At 58.3% G+C, this 19,387-nt stretch carries 13 protein-coding genes; 8 read left to right on the top strand and 5 right to left on the bottom strand.

The window, feature by feature from the left end:
- The first annotated feature begins 545 nt into the window (after nucleotides 1-545).
- The gene (locus J2R80_RS40575; RefSeq protein ID WP_253640655.1) at nucleotides 546-1,265 is read left to right on the top strand and encodes an aspartate/glutamate racemase family protein; all 720 of its coding nucleotides are present in this window, start codon (nucleotides 546-548) and stop codon (nucleotides 1,263-1,265) included.
- A gap of 497 nt (nucleotides 1,266-1,762) precedes the next feature.
- Here the strand turns inward: J2R80_RS40575 and J2R80_RS40570 are convergent, their stop codons facing one another.
- The gene (locus J2R80_RS40570) at nucleotides 1,763-2,236 is read right to left on the bottom strand and encodes a MarR family winged helix-turn-helix transcriptional regulator (protein WP_253640654.1); all 474 of its coding nucleotides are present in this window, start codon (nucleotides 2,234-2,236) and stop codon (nucleotides 1,763-1,765) included.
- Nucleotides 2,237-2,333: 97 nt separating this feature from the next.
- Here J2R80_RS40570 and J2R80_RS40565 point away from each other — a divergent pair, with 97 nt between their 5' ends.
- From J2R80_RS40565 to J2R80_RS40550, 4 genes are all read left to right on the top strand, one after another.
- Nucleotides 2,334-2,702 (top strand): antibiotic biosynthesis monooxygenase, encoded by a 369-nt coding sequence (locus tag J2R80_RS40565; protein WP_253640653.1) that lies wholly within the window; start codon nucleotides 2,334-2,336, stop codon nucleotides 2,700-2,702.
- Between the two features lie 30 nt (nucleotides 2,703-2,732).
- Nucleotides 2,733-3,179 (top strand): hypothetical protein, encoded by a 447-nt coding sequence (locus tag J2R80_RS40560; protein WP_253640652.1) that lies wholly within the window; start codon nucleotides 2,733-2,735, stop codon nucleotides 3,177-3,179.
- Nucleotides 3,180-3,280: 101 nt separating this feature from the next.
- On the top strand, nucleotides 3,281-5,962 hold the full coding sequence (locus J2R80_RS40555; protein ID WP_253640651.1) for a PAS domain S-box protein: 2,682 nt from the start codon (nucleotides 3,281-3,283) through the stop codon (nucleotides 5,960-5,962).
- The gene (locus tag J2R80_RS40550) at nucleotides 5,959-6,642 is read left to right on the top strand and encodes a response regulator transcription factor (protein ID WP_253640650.1); all 684 of its coding nucleotides are present in this window, start codon (nucleotides 5,959-5,961) and stop codon (nucleotides 6,640-6,642) included. The genes J2R80_RS40555 and J2R80_RS40550 overlap by 4 nt, the downstream gene beginning before the upstream one ends.
- Before the next feature lie 464 nt (nucleotides 6,643-7,106).
- On the opposite strand, the gene J2R80_RS40545 is transcribed toward J2R80_RS40550, so the two are convergent.
- Nucleotides 7,107-7,586: a hypothetical protein gene (locus J2R80_RS40545; RefSeq protein ID WP_253640649.1), complete on the bottom strand. Its 480-nt coding sequence runs from the start codon at nucleotides 7,584-7,586 to the stop codon at nucleotides 7,107-7,109.
- 471 nt (nucleotides 7,587-8,057) lie between these two features.
- Nucleotides 8,058-8,693 (bottom strand): nucleotidyl transferase AbiEii/AbiGii toxin family protein, encoded by a 636-nt coding sequence (locus J2R80_RS40540; protein WP_253640648.1) that lies wholly within the window; start codon nucleotides 8,691-8,693, stop codon nucleotides 8,058-8,060.
- 54 nt (nucleotides 8,694-8,747) lie between these two features.
- On the opposite strand from J2R80_RS40540, the gene J2R80_RS40535 reads away from it, so the two are divergent.
- Nucleotides 8,748-8,894, top strand: coding sequence for a hypothetical protein (locus J2R80_RS40535; protein ID WP_253640647.1), 147 nt, complete (start codon nucleotides 8,748-8,750; stop codon nucleotides 8,892-8,894).
- Between the two features lie 2,291 nt (nucleotides 8,895-11,185).
- Here J2R80_RS40535 and J2R80_RS40530 read toward each other — a convergent pair.
- Nucleotides 11,186-12,619, bottom strand: coding sequence for an NEL-type E3 ubiquitin ligase domain-containing protein (locus J2R80_RS40530; protein ID WP_253640646.1), 1,434 nt, complete (start codon nucleotides 12,617-12,619; stop codon nucleotides 11,186-11,188).
- 1,541 nt (nucleotides 12,620-14,160) lie between these two features.
- On the opposite strand from J2R80_RS40530, the gene J2R80_RS40525 reads away from it, so the two are divergent.
- Nucleotides 14,161-14,364, top strand: coding sequence for a hypothetical protein (locus J2R80_RS40525; protein WP_253640645.1), 204 nt, complete (start codon nucleotides 14,161-14,163; stop codon nucleotides 14,362-14,364).
- Between the two features lie 227 nt (nucleotides 14,365-14,591).
- Here J2R80_RS40525 and J2R80_RS40520 read toward each other — a convergent pair whose 3' ends face one another.
- Nucleotides 14,592-16,001, bottom strand: a complete 1,410-nt coding sequence (locus J2R80_RS40520; protein ID WP_253640644.1) for an MATE family efflux transporter — start codon at nucleotides 15,999-16,001, stop codon at nucleotides 14,592-14,594.
- A 1,953-nt stretch (nucleotides 16,002-17,954) separates the two neighbouring features.
- Here J2R80_RS40520 and J2R80_RS40515 point away from each other — a divergent pair.
- Nucleotides 17,955-19,253, top strand: coding sequence for a glycoside hydrolase family 28 protein (locus J2R80_RS40515; RefSeq protein WP_253640643.1), 1,299 nt, complete (start codon nucleotides 17,955-17,957; stop codon nucleotides 19,251-19,253).
- Nucleotides 19,254-19,387 lie beyond the last annotated feature (134 nt).

Below are 19,387 nucleotides of genomic sequence, written 5' to 3'. Positions count from 1 at the left end.
CTTGGGTCGACGGCACTGTGGTCGTGAACCTCAGCTCCTCCATGCTGATGAACGAGCTGAGGTCAGCAAGGTCGAGACCGGCGATCGGCTTCTTGTAAACTGCATCATAGACCGGCACCATGAGGCGTAAGCAGACAATCGGTTTCGCCGGTTAAGCGAGAGGCTTCGAGAATTTCCGGAGTATCTGCATGGCACGACGAAAATCCTCAAGCCAGCCATCGAGTGACGCGATGGCGCGCCCATGAACACAGTCATCGGTACGTTGGTTTTGCGTCGGTCAACCAGGGCGACGCGCCGATCAGAGCGCTGTCCTCCACTGTGCTTGATGCGCCGCCCCGGACACCGAAAGATCGATCGATCCGGCAAGCGCCGTCACGGAGAATCGTTTCCAGCCGGCTTCGTAGCTCGGGTAAGAAGAGTTTGCCATCACAGAGATAAGGCCTTTGATTTGCACTTTCCAGAGAGATTGCGCCAAACAACGCCGAGAATTGTCGCCGAAGGCCCGGTACGCCAGTGTCGCCTTCGCATCAAGTGGAGATCGTAAAGTGCAGCGAACCATTGGGCTGATCGGAGGGATGAGCTGGGAAAGCACGGCCATCTACTACAAGGAAATCAATGAAATCGTCCGTCAGCGCCGCGGCGGCCTCGCCTCGGCAGACATCTTGCTTCGCTCTGTTGACTTCGCCGATATCGTCGCCCTTCAGGAGGCGGAAGAATGGAGGCAAGCCGCTGCTTATCTGGCGAGGATCGCCCGGCAGTTGGTCGATGCAGGCGCCAGCTGCATCCTGATCTGCACCAATACGATGCATGTGATTGCCGACATTGTTGCTGCCGAGCTCAGTGTGCCCCTCATCCACATCGTCGATGTGACCGCTGCGGCTCTGCTCGCCGCTTTCGTCAAGCGACCACTCTTGCTTGGGACGCGCTATACGATGGCGCAGCCGTTCTATTGTGATCGCCTGCGGCAGCGGTTCGGCCTTTCGCCGGTCTTACCGGCGGAGGACGAGCGGAACCGGATCCACGAAGTCATTTTCGATGAGCTGTGCTGCGGCACGGTTTCCGAGCACTCGCGCCAAGAAGTTATCGACATCATTGCGCGAGGTCGCGCACGGGGCGCCGACGCGCTCATCCTTGGCTGCACGGAGATTGGTCTTCTCATCGGTCCCGAACATACACAATTGCCGGTATTCGATTCGGCGAGGCTGCATGCCAGGGCGGCAGCTGATTTCGCAGAGGGCAGCGGTCGGCTCATGCCGCCTCCCTAAGCGCGCAGCGATGATCGCATCACCGATCGACGTTTGATCTCGTCCGTGGTGATGCCACCTTTGCAGGGGTCTCAACGCCGCTGTATCTGGCCATCTCGGGCAGCGCGTGGCGCAGGAAGGACAATTGTTCACTTGATCACAAGACCAAGCGATGATCGATCGCGCTCGACTTTCAATTATCCGGTTCCCGGAGTGGTTTTAAGTTCATTGCAGCGAATTCGCTGGCGCCTGGACGCGCTCAGCGCCAAGCCACAAAAGGAATGCGCATTCATGCGGCGTCGGCCACACCCATTGACAGCCTAAGGGCGTGATGGCCCTACGGCATACAAAGCAGTCGCGTAACTTCGCCTTCGTATCTTGCCACAGTACCATTGCGCTTTCTTCCCGCATGACCGATCCGGCGGCAACTTGTCTTTGTTCTTTCTGGTTCGGCGAGGCACGCCTGATTGTTCCGGCTCAACGTCTTGACTGCACTGCAGCCGCTGTCCTCGTGCATGTCAGGCCGACTTGTCCTCACGGCTGCCCTCAAGTTTATCTCGCAAGGCCGTGATCACGCGATGGACAGTCCGTATATCCTTGACCGACAGCCCTTTTGAAAGATCGTTGATCCAGGGAGCCTGCAATTCCATTGCGGCTTCGAAGGCGCGGTGTCCATTCTCAGTGAGCACGACGAGCTGCGCCCGTCGGTGATGCGGGTTGACCTCAAAAGATACGAGGCCCTCCCTGTGCAGATCATTGATAATCCGCTGCACGTTTTGACGATTGCCGCCGAGGTCGCGAGCGAGCCAAGCGACCGGTTGGGGACGTTCGGCGGACACAATGGCGCCAAGCACCTGCCAGCGTGCGCTTGTTAGGCCAAGCGGGGCGACCAGACGGTCGCCGACCGTCAGAAGTAGGCTGTCGAGCCTGAATAGATCGAGAACAAGGTCGGTCAGGGCGTCGCCCTCCGGGGTTCGCGTGGCTCTTTTCATTTGTCACCATTATTTTATATTGACATCATGATGTCAATCGACTATGTACCCATAGTACCAATTAGTCATCATATATTAAAAACCGATGGAGGCACTCATGTCGCTGCTACGCCCACTTGACCCGTCCTTCCCGATCAATCGCCAGATCGCTATTGAGGCAAATTCTGTCGTCCTCGTGAACCCATTCACTCTCGACAAAGCCGATGAGGCGGCTTTTCTCAAGGCCTGGCAGGACGACGCAGCGTTCATGAAGCGACAGCCGGGCTTCATTTCCACTCAGCTGCACAGAGCTCTCGGAGATAGCCCGACCTATCTGAACTACGCCGTGTGGGAATCCACCGCACACTTCCGCGCGGCCTTCACCCATCCTGACTTTCTCGCAAAAATCTCAAGCTATCCGGCCTCGGCGATAGCTTCCCCTCATCTGTTCCAGAAAGTTGCCGTGCCCGGCATCTGCGTTGCCTAGCCCTGCTGCTTTTAGGAAGGGAAGATACTCATGATCAAGTTGATCCATCCTGTCGCTGGCGCCTTGGCTATCGCAACGATCGGCACATTTTGGCTATCGACGGTACTCAGCGAGCTGTTCGCGTCCCATGCCACAGTTGCAGCGGTCAAGAGCACCATACCGTGGGGTTTCTTCTTGCTGATCCCGGCGCTCGCTGCGACCGGTGGTACAGGTGTCATCTTGGCAAAGGCACGCCGGGCCGGACTGATCGGGGCCAAATTCAATCGCATGCCATTCATTGCAGGAAACGGCATCCTGTTTCTTATTCCGTCTGCGCTCTTCCTTGCGTCCAAGGCTCAGGCGGCAGAATTCGATGCCACGTTCTATGCTGTGCAGGCGATCGAGCTCATCGCGGGCGCAACAAACATTACACTTCTTGCTCTCAACATGCGGGACGGTCTCAAAATGAAGGGATGGCTGCGCCGCAAACCCGCTTGAACCGGAACTGCGCGGACGACTGACGTGACGCCCGGTATTGTCGTGGCTTTATGAGTACGCGCCCTGAAATGTTATAGCGGCTCCGCCGGAGAACAGGCCGGATGGCATCAGAATGCGCAGCTAAATCAGCAGCAGAACGTTCGGCCCTTCAGTTTACCTTCGGCAGCATAACGCTGACCTTGGTAACACTGGCCTGCTTGTACCTTCATGCGCATTTCGCCACGACGGCGTTCGCGCAATTGTTAGTGATCATGCTGTTTTCGCTGATGGGCAGCTTAATCGCGTCGTCGGCGCTTTGCATCGTAACCATCGCTGCTCTCGCTTACTGCTTTGCGCCGCCAGCATTCAGCCTACGAATCGATGCCCCCCCAGGTCTGCCGGTGATTGTTGCATTGTTTATTGCCTCGATTGTGGGAGCGCACCTGATCGGTAAGCTCCGCCAGGAAAGAGAGGCTGCGCGTGTGATTGCGGCCAAGCTTCAGCGGAGTGCGGCCGATTTGCAGGATCGCGAAAAGCAGTGGCGCGCCATCTTCGAGCACAATCCGGCCATGTACTTCATGGTCGATGAAGCCGGCAGTGTTCTCAACGTCAATACATTCGGCGCGATACAACTCGGCTATGCTCGTGCTGAACTGATCGGTCAATCCGTGCTGGACGTATTTCTCGAGGAGGATCGCGCGTTCGTTCGGGAATGCGTTCGGACGTGCCTGGAAGATGTCGGACAAACGCGCACTTGGAACGTCCAGAAGGTCAGGAAGGACGGCTCGGTCTTGTGGGTACGTGAAAGCGCCAAAGCCATGCTCTGGGCGGACGAGCAGCCCATTGTCCTTATCACCTGCGAAGATATCACGGAGCGAAGGCGGACCGAACTTGCCCTGCAGCGGAGCGAAGCACATTTGGCCCAGGCGCAGGAGTTGAGTCACACAGGCAGCTTCAGCTGGAACCCCACCACGGGCGAGGCCTTCTGGTCAAAGGAGACATTTCGGATTTTCCAATTAGATCCCCAGACGACGCCGGGGCCGCAGCTCGTCGTTGAGCGCACTCATCCAGATGATAGGGCTTCGGTTCAAGAAATTATCGAGCGCGCGATGCGAGAACCGAGCGATTTCGAGCACGAATACCGGCTTCTGCTACCGGACGGCTCGGTAAAGCACATCCATGCGCAGGCACGAGCGACGAGAACGGCTTCTGGTGAGATCGAGTTTGTTGGGGCAGCTACGGATATTACGGCGGCCAGGCGAGCAGAACAACAGCTGCGCCGCAGCGAGGCCTATCTGGCCGAAGCCCAGCATCTCAGTCACACGGGCAGCTGGTCCTGGGATGTCTACGGTCTTGATTTCGTGTATCGCTCCGCCGAGGTCGATCGTCTGTTCGGCTTCCGCCCACAAGAGCCGGTATCAATCGCGACGATTCGATCGCGCATCCATCCGGACGACTTGCCGCGGCTGGAGGAGGTGCAGCGCCAGGCGATTGAACACAAAGAGGGGCGGTTCGAGTATGATTTTCGTGTCCTTCTACCAGATGGCGGGATACGGCGCATGCACTCCGTTGCGCACGTGGTGGTCGGCAGCGATGGTAACGTCAGCGAGCTGATCGGAACACATATGGATGTCACCGAGCAGCACGCAGCTAGGGAGCGCCTGGAAAACACACTTGCCGCGCTGCGCGAAAGCGAACAGCGCTTTCGCGACTACGCCGAAACAGCTTCCGACTGGCTCTGGGAGACTGGGCCGGATCATCAGGTCACTCGCTTATCCGAGCACACCAGCGCTGCGGGAATTTTGGCGACAGGATTGATCGGCCTGCTTCGCTGGGACATTGCGTGCGACCTCGAGGAGGAGCCGGAGAAGTGGCGGCAGCATCGGGCGACGTTGGAGGCCCATCTTCCGTTTCGGGATCTCGTCTACCGCACCGTGAATCGGACAGGTTCTCCGACCTACGTCCGCACGAGTGGCAAGCCCGTTTTCGATGGAAAGGGGCACTTTCTCGGCTACCGTGGCGTGAGCACTGACATCACCGCGACCATTCGCGCCGATCAAGCCGAACAAGAACTACGAAAGGCACAAGCGGAGCTTGCGCATGTGGCGCGTGTAACGACCTTAGGAGAGCTGACAACTTCCATCGCCCATGAAATAAACCAGCCACTCGCCGCTATTATCAGCAACGCCGATGCGTGCCTCGGTTGGATGGGGCGGGAAGCTCCTAATCTTTCCGCTGCGCGCTCTTCGGTGGAGTGGATCATCGAAGACACAACCCGGGCAAGCGAGGTGATCCGTCGTATTCGCGCGCTCGCGAAGAAAGGCGACATTGAGATGGTGCCGCTCGACATAAATGGGGTCGTTAAGGAGGTCATTGCGCTGGTAACACGAGAGCTGGTGAGCCACCGAGTGACGTTACGAACCGAGTTGACGGCAGGGCTGCCTCCGATCCTTGGCGATCGGATTCAGCTACAACAGGTGATCATCAATCTGGTGATGAACGGAATCGAAGCCATGGAGGCAGTTACCGACCGGACGTGCGAACTGCTGATTCAATCATCAAAGGACGATGTGGGGCACATCCAACTTGCCGTGACCGATTGCGGCGTCGGCATCGCCGAGAACGACGCGGACCGCGTCTTGGATCCTTTCTTCACCACCAAGTCGAGTGGCCTTGGAATGGGTCTTTCGATCTGCCGGTCGATTGTGGAAGCTCACGGAGGACGGCTGTCAATGGTCCACAAAAGTGGACCGGGCGCGACGTTCCAGGTTGCCCTACCGCTGCATAAGGAGGCCGTCTCGTGACAGGACGATTTGACTCGCCAAGTGAAGTCAGCAACGCCGAGTCCTCGACAAGGGCGGTTGTCTTCGTCGTCGAGGATGACATCTCCATGCGTCGCTCGCTTACGAATCTTTTTCAATCGGTAGGGTTAGGCGTCATCGCATTCGGATCGGCGCACGAAATGCTGCAGAGCACAATACCGGACGTTATTAGCTGTCTAGTTCTTGATGTCCGGCTGCCAGGCTTGAGCGGCCTTGACTACCAGACCGAGCTAGCGAGGTTGAACATACGTATTCCGATCATTTTCATTACCGGCCATGGCGACATCCCCATGACCGTCAGGGCCATGAAGGAAGGAGCGGTCGATTTTCTCAGCAAACCGTTTCGCGATCAGGAACTGCTTGATGCCGTGGTTGCGGCGATCGAACGCGATCGCAAAAGACGGGAGGCCCAGCACATCGTCGCGAACCTACAGTGTCGATTTGAGAGCTTAAGCCCGCGCGAGCAGGCGGTGATGAAACTGGTCGTTGCTGGCCTGATGAACAAGCAGGTAGCCGCCGAGCTTGGGCTCGCCGAGATTACGGTCAAGATCTACCGGGGACACGTAATGAAGAAGATGCGTGCACGGTCGCTGGCCGACTTGATCAGAATGACTGAGACGTTGGGAATTCGCGCCAATCGTCCTGAACAAACACGAGTCTGATTTTACAATTTCATCAGTCGAGCTCATCTTTCGCCGAAAGCGGCTAATACTTGCAGCCCCTATTCCCTCTTCAGGAGGGCTCGTCTTGTCCGCGCCTGTGATTTCCGTCGTCGACAACGACGCCTCGGTCCGTGCGGCGACAGAGAGTTGTTTGAAATCGCGTGGCTACGGCGCACAGGCGACAATGCAGCAATTGTACGGGGCGCCCGACGAAATCATTCAGTGCGCTTGAAGAAATCAAAAGCTGTTCGTGGTGGCGGATTTCCAAGACGCCGTGCGATCTCGGGCCGAAACGCTGGTGAACAGCGACCGTGTCGAGATGCGGTTTTAGCTGACGCTTGAAGGTATGGACTGAGCACCGAGGCGAATATGATTGTAGAGGATTTGCTCCCGCTCGTCTTTTGACAGCTGCTCCACGCGAATGACGACCTGTGAATCCTGGATTGCCGGTAGAGCGGATTCCTTCAGAAAATTTCTGGCGTTTGTAAATGTAATCCCGGGATGTGAAGACAAGGTTGGCTCCGCGTCGAATTGCTGCCCGAATATGGGGAAAAGTTGGCATTCCATTCTGACGTCATTTGCCAATCAAGCTGGCTGGCTCCAAAGGCGTCATCCACCCAGAAAAACTGCCTTTCATGTGGGTTCGACGCAGCCACAAATTCGGACGGGTCGCGTAACTTCACTGTAAAGCAGTTCCATTCGTCCAGAGCGCCGAGAGCGAGCGCCGCTGCGATCGCAGATTTTCCACATGCCGGTTCGCCGAGAAAAAGAACGAAGCTACGTTCTACAATGGCACGAGCTGCGGCACGGAATGCATCGGTCATGACAAACTTGTTCATGTCGTCATCACCGAGCGCGCTGAGAATTTCCTGCGCCTGGTCATAGGCGCGGTGGCCGAGGAGTTGACTGAGATCTCCAAGACCATAAATATGAGGGATCAGCATCCGGAGGCGTGCAGACTCCTGGATGAATTGGGAAATTTGATCTGCGCCGTAGATGCGGCAGTGTTCAGCCCTGGAATGGCTTCAAAGCGGCACGAACGGTTTCATCGGTCGTGGCAGTGAGTCGCATATTCGTAAAGAGAAAGTAGTTGTCCGCAAGCCCCCGAGACGAGCAGCTTTGGCGAGTTCATCCTTCAGGAAAGTCAGTCTCAGGTGCCGGTGCGGCTTCTGCGAAAACTTGCGTTGAACCGTGAAGTTGCCTGTGAACGTCTCCCCCTTGTTGGAAGCCCAGGTGCCGTAGAACGCGCCGTCGCGGCCTCCGTCATGCGAGTCGAAAAAGCCCTGAACGGTCTGCCCCCAGATCTCTGAGGCTACAGACACGCGTAATTGCTGAAATGCCTTCCAACCCAACGAATGCAGTTCGTAGGTGGTTGGCGTCGCAATGGGATCGGAGCGTTCGGGCGAGTCATGGCGCTAGGCTTTAGCCAATTCAGGCATTTCGTTCTTTTTCGCCATGGCAGGCGTATCCAACCAAGCTTGGCTCGGTAGACGCTTTACGAATTCAGTAAAGACGGTCACGAACGCGGTCCGCTCCGCGTCGGAGTCAAATTCTTCCGCGTCATCGGGAGCCATCAGCGGGCGCACGTCGGCCAAGAATGAGGGATCTTCCAGCTTAGCCCACATGCGCTCCTCGGCCTCGGCTCGAGAAATGGTTTGGCCGGACGCACTCAGATGTTTGCCAAACAGCTCGACGACACGTGCAGCGTCGAGCCCGTCAAACAGCGCAACGGCCTTCGCAAGATCAACGAGATCTCGGCCTTTATCGCGTTGGAGAAGTGCACGGAGTTTCGTCGCTAGGAGTTCTTCTCGGCTGAACGACGCAATATCCGCTTTCCCATTGAACCAGGGGTTCTTAACTTCGAATGGGAAGCTCTTCTCTCCATCGTAGGTGGTTCGTTCGCGTCGCCAATCTGATGTTTTTGCGGACCGCCCGGGTGCCTTGACGCCGCAGCCACTCAGAGAACAGAAAGTGCATTTCGAAATTTTGCATCTAGCCAGATCGGGCGGTCGCGCGTCACCCGCATGGGGAAGGGCCTTGGCAGGACCCAAGTGTTGAAACAATGCCGATTGAGACCGTATGGTTCCAATCGGGAGCTTCCTTTCATGATCATCATCGGCCTCAAGGGCTTTATTGGGTCCGGCCAGACTACCTTTGCCCGCCATCTCATCGAGCGGCACGGGTTTGTGCGTGGCCGGTTCGCTGGCGCGCTGAAGGACATTGCTGGCGTGCGTGGCCGTGCGCTGTCATAGAGTGTTTGGCCCACAGGCCCTTCCGCATGACGAATCAGAACGGCTGAATCTCCGCGCTCTGGGACTAGACGTCGTCCGCCCTGTTCTCCATCTTTTCAAGGAATCTGAGAGCCTGTCGGTATTCGAACTCGCACCACGCAAGCTCGAATGGTTCCATCAGTATCTCTATCCACATTTCGGCAAAGGCTGCCACTCCGACGAAAAATAGAATTTGCGACCTCCTGATCAGCTATCAGTTGACGAAGCCGGCGAAGACGAATGAGTTGTCGTTGTGGCCAGCCGCACATGCAGCTAAGAGGATCGTGATCAGCGGCTCAATCGAACCTTGGTAAAGATTGGGCACCTCAAGGGGAGCACCTGACGATACGAAAGTTTATGGCGGACGCTCGCCTGGCTCGCACATTTGGTCCAACGGCTGCCCGAGCAGAAAAATAATCCGACGGCTTCGTAGAGGGCGTTCGCGTAGTGAGATTGCGGCGACATGCCCGCTATCTTGGCCTCAAGACGAGGTCGTTAGGAGCGGGGGGCAGTATGTCAAGCGCAATGATAGGGATTGCTTCAGGCTCCGCGGCCCCTGCGCTATGCACGTTGAATGAGATCGAGAGCGGAAAATCGACGTCACTTTCCCGATCGTCGGCTCGGCATTGTGATGACAGGCCGTGCGGCAGTTGAATGATCCACCGTGATCCGCTTGATTTCTTAACTCGAGAGCCAAAGTCGTCGTTGTTCACAAAACCATACAATACAGCGGTAATGTCAGTGATGTTCCCCGACGATGGTAATTTACCAGGACGGGACCGGACAGATCTTGTCCGTGAATAGCAGGCGCCAATTCTGCTACGCAGGACTACTCCGCCAAGCTGCAACGCTCAGCTGCCCGCTCGAGGCGCCTGGACCGGAGGCGGGCTCCGCATCACGACCCAAATTTATCGCGGAGCTCCGCAGCACGAAACAAATTCAACGCGGAGATGAGAGTCTTGTCGTGCGGGAACAGCCTCCGAGCGGACTTAACCCGCGCGTCATGGTCCAGTCCAGATATCGTCTGGCCCTCTAAAAGAAGCGCCTCGGAGAATCTACGAAGAGCAGGGCGATACGGGTCAAGGGCGGCCTCGCTGCGCCGATTGGCACGCGTCATCATTTCAATGAAACTCTCGTCGTTTTCTGAGGGCCTGGGTGGAATCGCACGGCGAGTGTCGGGCTCGCAGCAATCGCGAAGATTGCTCAGCGGCGCCTTCATCCTTCGGCTATTAGAATTCGTTGACGTGAGCGATAGGATTGCTGATTGCTCAGATCAAACGCTCGACGTCGAAAGCGGAGAACATGCCCGCAATCGGCCAAGTTCGGTAGTATGCAGGCTTAATGTGCGCCTTTTAACGAGTCCGAGCCGCCGCATTATTCGTCGCGTCATCAATTCGGCGCCGGTCTTCTTCAGACTGATGATGGCATGTACCGCTGCTGGCTGGGAGCGCCGTCGCCAAGGACGGCTCAAACGCCTGGTGCCTCGCCGACCTCTTGCTGCTCTTCCGAGGTGGCATGCTGCACCTGCGACCAAACTGTTACGTTGGATGGGTCACAATTGTGCGGGTCCACGTAGCCTCACGTCCAAGATCACCTGAGCAGACATCCTACCAGAGCAAGCTTTCGAAAAGCTGACGAAGCCGCAGCGTAGCTGCTCGCGATCGGGCGGCTCGAAATTGGCACCGATATATTCCGTCACGCTTACGTCATCGGCCTCCCCTCGGCATGACGTCGAGCCGAGCGCGCCGAAGTGACTTTGGATCATCGACGTTCTGAAGGTGAGCCGCGTGACGCCCTCGGATGGTCAGCAGGGGCTGCCTTCCGGCCCGGTAGCTGTGGGGCGGGCACCCTAGCTATCCTGCTCGCAGACCTACGGCGAGGCGCTCTGTGCCGCGAAGCCGATGCCAGACGATCGCCCTGGGCGTTGAGCTATGAAACCTTGCGCCGATGGGAACGGAGATTCATTGGCCCGCGCTGCCGAAGTATCCTGCGCGTGATCAAGTTCGACCAGGCAATGCCAGTCGTGTCCTGGCACAGCCTTGTATTTGGACCCGTCGGACATGGTCTGTTCGTCGAAATCCAGGCGAGCAATGACCTTCTGGCGGCGCTTACAAGTTGAGAATTGCGGGTTTCTGGGCACGGCCGGCGCGCGAACAACACGCCGGACTGGACGGATGTAGTCAGCAGACGGCAACTGCGCGTATCCATTCAACCTCAACAATCGCTCGTCCCGTAACGACCAAACGAGTACTGCAGGGCGGCTATCGCATCGATCAGGGCTCGAGGCCGTGCTCCCGGAGAACCTTATGCATCAGCTCGCCTTTGATCTCGCGGGCGATTTCGCTGAGGATCTGGGCTCCGACGACGCGCTGGGCATCGACATCATCCGTCAGGCCATGCTCCGCGAGTCGCTCGTTCAAGCGCGCCGGAAACTCATCTTCGAGCGCATCGGCAATCCGGTCCCGCGCCGCGGCATGATCATCGGGGGCGATCCGCCTCACCGCCGCATCCCAGGGCTCCCAGCGCGTTGCGAGAAAATCCGCAAAACCCGTCGCTTCCTGTTGCCGCACCGACGTCTCAGCCCTGGCAACGTCGTCCGCCGTGACCTCAGCGAGATTCAAGAAGCGCATATCGGGGGCAATGTGGCGCAGTTCAAGCCGATCCCGTAGCTGGGTCTGATAGGCAAGATAGACCTCGATCTCGTCGATATCGGCCTCCGGATCGGCACGGCGGAGGGAGCTGACCGTCTCGCGTGCGATGTCGTCAAGCGCCTCCAAACGAAACATCACTCGGCCGTGTTGGAGCAATTGGTCGAGCCGATTGTCATAGAGCCCTTCCTTAACATCAGCGTTCAGACGTGCGGTCTGCATGCTGTTCCAGGTCAAAGTAATGCGGTCCTCGCAGGATGCAGTCGCTCCATTGGCGAGCCCGAAAAACTGCTCGCGCAGCTGCGGCCTCATCGCGGCCTGTAGCAGGTTCTCGGCCACTTGGTCGCGGAACGCCTGATGACCATAGTTCACGGTGCCCGCGAGTCTTTCGAGAAACATTGCGAAGTCCTGCGCACCCGGCTCTTCGGCGAAGCCATGCCACGCGTCCACTGCGCCGGGCTCGTCCGCGAGCCAATCTGCCACAACCTCGTGGAGTAATGGCGGCTGATGTTCCACCGATTGTAGCGGGATCGACAGTAAGACCCGCGGGCCGGCATAATCCGCACCACTCGTGGCTGACGCCAAATCGGCCAGCACCGGGGCCGGTATCGGATTCGACCGCAGGTCGATGCTGGACGCGCTGCCGAGCTGCGTCAGCAACGTCGCGGGCAGGCCGGTCAGCCGGTTATTGCTGGCGCCGAGCATTTCAAGGCTGATCGGGAGCGTCTCGGGCAGATTGGTCAGCTGATTTTCGCTGACGTCCAGGTATCCAACTCGAGCCGGAATCTCGGGCAGGCTTGTCAGCTGGTTGTCGCTTGCGTCCATGTAGCGCAGTCTGGCTGGAAGATCGGGCAGGCTCGTCAGCTGATTTTCGCTGACGTCCAGGCGGCGGAGCCTGGCTGGAAGGTCGGGCAGACTGGTCAGCTGGTTATTGCTGGCGGAGAACTCCTCGATAGTGGCGGGAAGGGCGGGCAGATCGGTCAGCTGGTTGCCATCGACCATCAAGCTGCGGAGCCTGGATGGTAGCTCTGCCGGCAGGCTGGTCAGCTCGTTGGCCATGAGGTGGAGGTTCCGCAGCCTGCTCGGAAGGGGGGGCAGGCTAGTCAGCCGGTTGTCAGAGGCGTAGAGGTCCCGGAGTCCGCCCGGAAGCTGGGCCGGCAGGCTGCTCAACTGGTTACCGATGACGATGACGGTCCGGAGCCTGGGCGGGAGTGAGGCTGGCAAGCTGGTCAGGGACAACGACGACAAATCCAGCTCGTCTCTGACATTACCCTCGTCCCGCCATGCCCTCGTCCGGTTGACCCCCTCTTGCCGATTCTCATTTTGGCCCTGCCCCTCTTCTGCTGCCCAGCTCGCCAGGGCGTTGTCCTGCGACGAGACGAGGTCGGCGGCGGCCGCTCCCGTGACCCACCGCGTCAGGGCTGACGCCCACTGGGTCAGGCATGAGGGAGACTGCCCGGCGGCACCAGACGTTGGCTCGGTGCTTTCGGATTCGGAAGGTATGCCAACGCGAGGCTGGGTCCGTTCTGTATTCATTGAACTCCATGACATGCTTGGACTCAGCCGATTAGGCGGCACTATCGGCTAAATCGAGACGTTCGGATGGTAGGAAGCTCAGCTGTCGATAAGCTGACGAGCGTCAGGTCATCCGCCATGAAGCGGTTGCAAAGCTACTCTTCGTTCACTCGGTGAGGATCCTGCGCTGTCGCGCAGTTGCTCAAATATTTCCATTCCAATTCGCAGCATCGGACTCGAGACTGCTGCTCAGGCCGGACCAGTCCATCTGGACGAAATACTCATAGGACGGTCACCTTGAACCGTTTTGCTGGTTGAAATTGACTGGTCCGGCGTACAGTGCCGGTCTCCTCGTGAGGCTCGTCGGCGCTTGCCAGCTGCTGCTCGAAGGCCTCCTGCTCCTCGTCTGCCTCACGATCTTCCGAACCATTGCACCTGCATCGAAGCTGCCGGATCGGATGAGAAAGGATTGTCCACGCTCTTCTCACTCCGCAGACGGTGGCAGCACAGCTACGCCGGCAAGCGTGCGAGAAGCCAGCGGGCCTTCCGCCCGACTACGAAAGTGGCGCACCGATCCTTGAATTTGGTTTCCGTGGGTGCGGTACTGCGATCGCCCGCGCCAGCAAGGTAGATTGTGCGACGTGCAGCCCGGGAGTCCTGAATGCCGCAGGGGCCAGCGGCGCTTCGCATTCGCCGTGGATGGATTTTCGTTGACCGCGAGTGCATGCTGAGAATCACAGCACAGCTGCTTCATCCCGTCTAAAGGGAATGACCGTCGAGCAAAGGGTTATGCTCGCAGGCGCAATATAGTAATCAAATCGCTTTCATTCCTGAGCCGACGCCTACGGTTGTGGTGCAAGAAGCAAATGGAGTAAGCTCGCCACTTAGAAAGAGCCAATTGGAGTGGCCTGTTTTGTGCAACAAAAACGGTAGCGACGTCGCGTCCGATGGCTTGCTGCACGCGAACCCTCGAGAGCTATCTCGCAACTAAACCCAGGTTGTCGCGGCAAAATGTCGTCGGAAGCTATGCTGTTCGAAGATTCGCAGAGCGACGACGCTGACGCGCGAAACAAGGAAGCGCCTCAATGAGGAAAAAGCGAAATCATGCGAGGCAAACAACATCACTGCAGGATCGCCTGGCCGTATTTGCAAGGGGTCTTGCTGAAATGGCGGCGATCATGCCTGCGGACGCGGAGCGAGATAGTCTGCTGAAGCGGGCCCGCACCGCGGAAATTGCAGACATCGACGATTGGGTCTCCTCGGCCGGGCTTCAGCCGCCGGCGCCATAGGGCTGGAGCTTCTCCTCCTCGAGGGGCCCCGTAGCCGGCGGGGGCTCTTCTACGTTCAGGAACAAGGTTTGCCGGAGGTTCGGATACTGAAGCCAACTTGACCACAGGCTAGGCTAGGAGCTGGCTGCCCGTGTGGTCCGAAGAGAATGAGGAACCGTCCCGTCGCGCTCCACAGACTGCGGAGCCTGTCCTTCAGGCGCATTTTCTGGTCGCGCTATAGCTTCGACTCATGGCCGGCACACCGCTTGAGCCGAAGTCTGGCTCATGGCTGCTACGGGAGGTCTGTTCGCCAAAAGACGCAAACGCATCACAAGGAGGGCCGCGTAAACGGCCTTTCCGATGGACAAGCCGATCCAGATGCCGATGGCACCGAGGCCAGTTTTCAAGCCGAGCACGTAACTGACCGAAAGGCCGATCAGCCAGTAAGCGATGCCTGCGAAGAGCAGCGGCACACGCGTGTCCCTTAAGCCGCGCAGGCCGCCAGCGGCAATGCTCTGAAGTGCATCAGTAATGAAGAAGCTCGCTCCGACAAGGATGAGAGCTGCAGTCAGCTTGATCGTGGCGTCCGCATTGCTGGCCGATTGGTCGACGAACAGCTCGGCGATTTCAAAGCGCGTGCCGACCACCGCAATCGTAGCGATCGCCGCGATCAGGACTCCAAGCAGCATGGCGGCAAAACCAGCTTGTCTGATACCTGATAGATCGTTGCGGCCGAGTGCGTGTCCGATTCGCACGCTCACCGCCATTCCGATGCAAAACGGGATCATGAACAGGGCGGCTGCAACCTGGAATGCGATCTGATGGGCGGCCACCGCGGTGGTGCTGATCACACCCATCAGGAGGGCCGTCGCAGAAAAGAGACCCGATTCCATGAAAATAGCGACCGAAATCGGAGTGCCGACCACGAGGAGCTCCCGCATCAATGGCCAATCGAACCGCCAAAGATATCGGAGCACCTGGTAGTCGCGAAAAGGACGGCAGTATGTAACGAACCAAATACCGGCCAGAAAGGTGCCACTGTTCACCAGACTGGTCGCAAGGCCGGCCCCGAACAAGTCAAGTCGCGGCAAGCCGAATTTTCCGCTGATCAACAGATAGGCCAGCAGTGCGTTGGTCGGAATGGCGGCGAGCGTGATCCACAAGGCCGGCGCCGGGCGATCGACCGCTGCCATGAAACTGCGGATCGCCAAAAACCACAGCGCCGGCAAGATGCCCCAGGCGAGCCCGAGCAGATACTGCTGAGCTAAGCGCGCAATAGCTGGCTCCTGGCCAAGCGCAAGCACAATTTGCTCGCCTTGCACCGGCAAAACCATGATCGGCGCCCATAGCACGAGTGCAATCCATAGCCCCATGCGCAGCGAGCTCCGTACCAGGGCTGTGTTTGCCGCGCCCCGCGCTTGCGCCGCGAGCGGCCCTACTGCCGAGATCACGCCAGCTGCGAAGGTAATGCCAACCGATAAGATCATGCCGGCAAGCGCGGCTGCCGCGAGGGCGTCGGTGCCGATGTGGCCGATCCATGCCAGATCCGTCGCCATCATCGCGATCTGCGCAAGTTGCGTGAGCGCGATCGGGGTCGCGAGTGTCGCGGTTGCGGCGAGTTCGTCACTGAGGTGATGACGAGCCAACCATTTGGCCAACTGGCGACGCCAGGATGATCGGTGCGTGTCGTCCCCTATCTTACTCATTCAATGCCGCCGTTCCGGATTCCGCGCTTCAGCCAATTGCCCTGCTGACGCGACATTCGCGCTGCAATCACGGTCGCGTCATCGGCGCTGTCATTGCTGATAGCATGTTCTCAATCGATGACGCTCCGCTCAAAAATGGTGAGAGCGTTTGGCCGCCAAGGAAAGCAGTCGCCGTATGATCGTCGTGCTTGCGACTTCGGCTGTCTCGCTTCATACGCCGGCTGTCTCAAGCACGACAACAGGACGTTTGCAGCGAGTCAGTGTCGGCGAGAGGCGCATCATTCTTCAATGCAAAGTTCTCAAGCACCATTGGTATGTCGATTGCTTGAAAGATGTGAGAAGATGATTTATGCGGCCATGATGTTTCTCCAGTAATCCATGTGGGTCTTCAAATGAAGATTGCCGGATCCGTCCGATTCCAGAGGTCTCATCAATCGCGCTCCATAGCACGCGCCTGCGTGGCGACGTTTTGTCACCTTCAGATCGCGGTGCGATTTGACGGTGGCCACAAATCTCCTTCCAAGGAGCACGGCACGACTGTGGATACCAGATTGAAGGCGTTTCACCCGAAGGCGCTCTATCGCCGGACTTTTCATCGGCACCTCAGGCGCGAGCATCGATCAGCGGCGAGATGCCGAGCCGTTTCTCTTGCTGCTGAGCGACGCCAGATAGAGGGGCTTGCGCCGGCGGATGATGAATGAGCTGAAGCAGGACGATTGGAATCCAGAGCAATTATTCAGGCAACGGGACGAGCTCAGGGTCAAGTTGCTTCGAGCCCAATCGGTTGTAGCAGAATGTAAGACAGAATTGGCGGAGCTCGAGCGGAGGCTTGAGTGTCGATCAGTCTCGGCGCCGATCGATGAACGCCAGCAGAAATCTGCGGCAGACACCTCGGCGCGTAAGGCACGGCCGCGCAAATCTCAGAGCGTCAATGATCCTGTCGACCCGCTGGCTGCCACGTTCACGAGTCAATCCTGGGACCGGTAAGCGCGACGGACGCTCGTGAACCCGGAGGTCCTTCAGGCGTAGTAAAGCAAAGCCTTCAATATCTATCGTGTTGCGAACCGACAACCGAAATGAACGTCAAGATGCGATACTTCTATGGCTCCGCTTTTTTTGTTGCTTGCGGCGGCCAGCGGACGCGCGTTTGATTGGTAACGCTGACGGGGGGGGCGTATCGTCCGCGAGTCCGACCGGACACTATGTTTCCGGATTGGGCCGCTCACGCAGAGGTCTCGATCTCTTTTGTTAGAGAGCTAAGCCACAGTGCTCAATCGGTCGTGATCGCTCGGTAAGATCAAGGCACGCCACGCCCCGGGCAGTGATCGGGCAAGACGACCAGCCTCATTTGGCATCGCCTGGATGTCGATGAGAATGACTATGTTCCTCCGGGTGCGTTCTCGAGCAGGGGGTGATAATGGCGATCGCCTGAGTTCGCGGATGCCAGAAAAAGAGAGTTCGAGGCCCATCCAAATTCATATGCGGACAACGATTTCGTCAGCTTCTCGAAAGCTTGTACGAATACGAACTAACGCGGGTAGGCTTCGAGGTGAGGTTGGCACGGACTCGCACAATTTCGACACATCTGGTGCTGCACTTTCAGCGACTGAAAACATCGACGGCGGATTGCAGGCTGACTTTGTAAGTCTTCCGACCTAAGCCGCAGGTGTGACCCGCGCGCAAGCCTCTCCTCAGGTATGCGGTGTTCGGTGAAATCGTGTGCCCAGTTGCAGGGCCATTCTTCGCCCCTTGCAGCAATGCTGCTGCGAGCTCGTAAAAGCCTATGCACCGTCTGCGTCTTATAAATGTCATCTTGCGCGGCGAGTGAGGCGAGCCGCGACCGGTCAGTTCGCGCACGTGAGACAATTAGGCCGCATAGATCCACGCGGCGAAGAGACGAGGTCGATGACAAAGCCTTTTCGAGCATGCAGCCTGTTATCCATCATTGCCTGCATCATTCTCTGTCCGGCCGTCAACGCACAAGATCGTCGCATCGTTACCGAGCCTATTGCACCTCAGACGGTGTGCGACCGGCCCATGCCGTCCGGCAAGCAAGATACGGTCACCTTGCAAGATGCCATCGACCAATGCCCGTCGGGGACCGCAGTATATTTAGGGCGGGGCGAGTTCCGGTCGGGTCCTCTCGAGATGAAATCGGGCGTGACGTTATGGATCGGACGAGGCGCCAAGCTCATCGCCATCGCCGAACCAGCCGCTTACGACAAGGGCCGCGGACAGTGTGGTCGTATCTCGGGTAAGGGCGATGGTTGCCGGCCATTCATCAGCTTTTCCAAAACCCGTGGCGGCGGTATCTACGGGGACGGCATCATCGATGGTCAGGGCGGTGCAACCATGGTAGGCGGTGCCGAAACTTGGTGGCAACTGGCCCGCCGCGCCCAAGCCGAAGGCGGCAACCAAAACGCCCCGCGCTTGATCCAGATCGATCATGCGCAAGACATCACGTTCACGGGTGTCACCTTGCGCAATGCGCCCAATTTTCATATCGCGATGAACCGGGTCGAAGGTGCCACGTTTTGGGGCCTCACGATTGATGCACCGGCGGAGGCCCGCAATACCGACGGCATCGACCCAGGCGCGAGCCAGGATGTAACCATCACCCGCAGCTTTATCCGAACGGGAGACGACAACGTCGCAATCAAGGCCGGCGATAATGGCTCAAGCAGCCATATCTCCATCATCGATAATTATTTCGGCTGGGGGCACGGCATGTCGATCGGCAGCGAGGTGAATTCGGGGGCCAGCGACATACTGGTACGTAATCTGACGCTGGACGGCACGACGTCTGGTCTGCGCATCAAGAGCGATGTCAGTCGAGGCGGTCTGGTCGAGCGCGTGACTTATGAAAACATCTGCCTGAGGGGCAATCGGTGGCCGCTGGCGTTCGATGCGAAATACGATCCGCGTGCACAGGGCTCGCGGATTCCGGTCTATCGGCAGATTGTTTTGCGCCATGTGCGTGGCGACAATGGCGCGCTGATGATGCGGGGCGTAGACGAGCGGCATGCCCTTGACGTGACACTCGAGGATGTCCGATTTGCCAGTTCCGCGACCTGGCAGCTCGAACATGCAAAGGTGACCGCCGATCATTCTAACGTATCGCCGCCGCTGCCGGGGGGAACAACAGAACCGTTGTCGCGCGGATCCGACGCTTGTTCCAGGGCATTCCGAGACGCCGACCGGTAAGCACTCCGACGGCGCCGGACATCGGAGCAGAGAGTCCCGCATCGATAGGTGGGAATTGCCAATATTGGCGGAAGACGAGCCTCATGGCCCGCGCCTCGTACGCGACTGGTTTGCAAGGGCGGACATCGCGAGAG

This window comes from Bradyrhizobium sp. USDA 4541 (genome assembly GCF_024171085.1).
Classification (GTDB): domain Bacteria; phylum Pseudomonadota; class Alphaproteobacteria; order Rhizobiales; family Xanthobacteraceae; genus Bradyrhizobium; species Bradyrhizobium australafricanum.
Note: the sequence above shows the minus strand (reverse complement) of the source record. Positions and strands in the feature narration are given on the sequence as shown.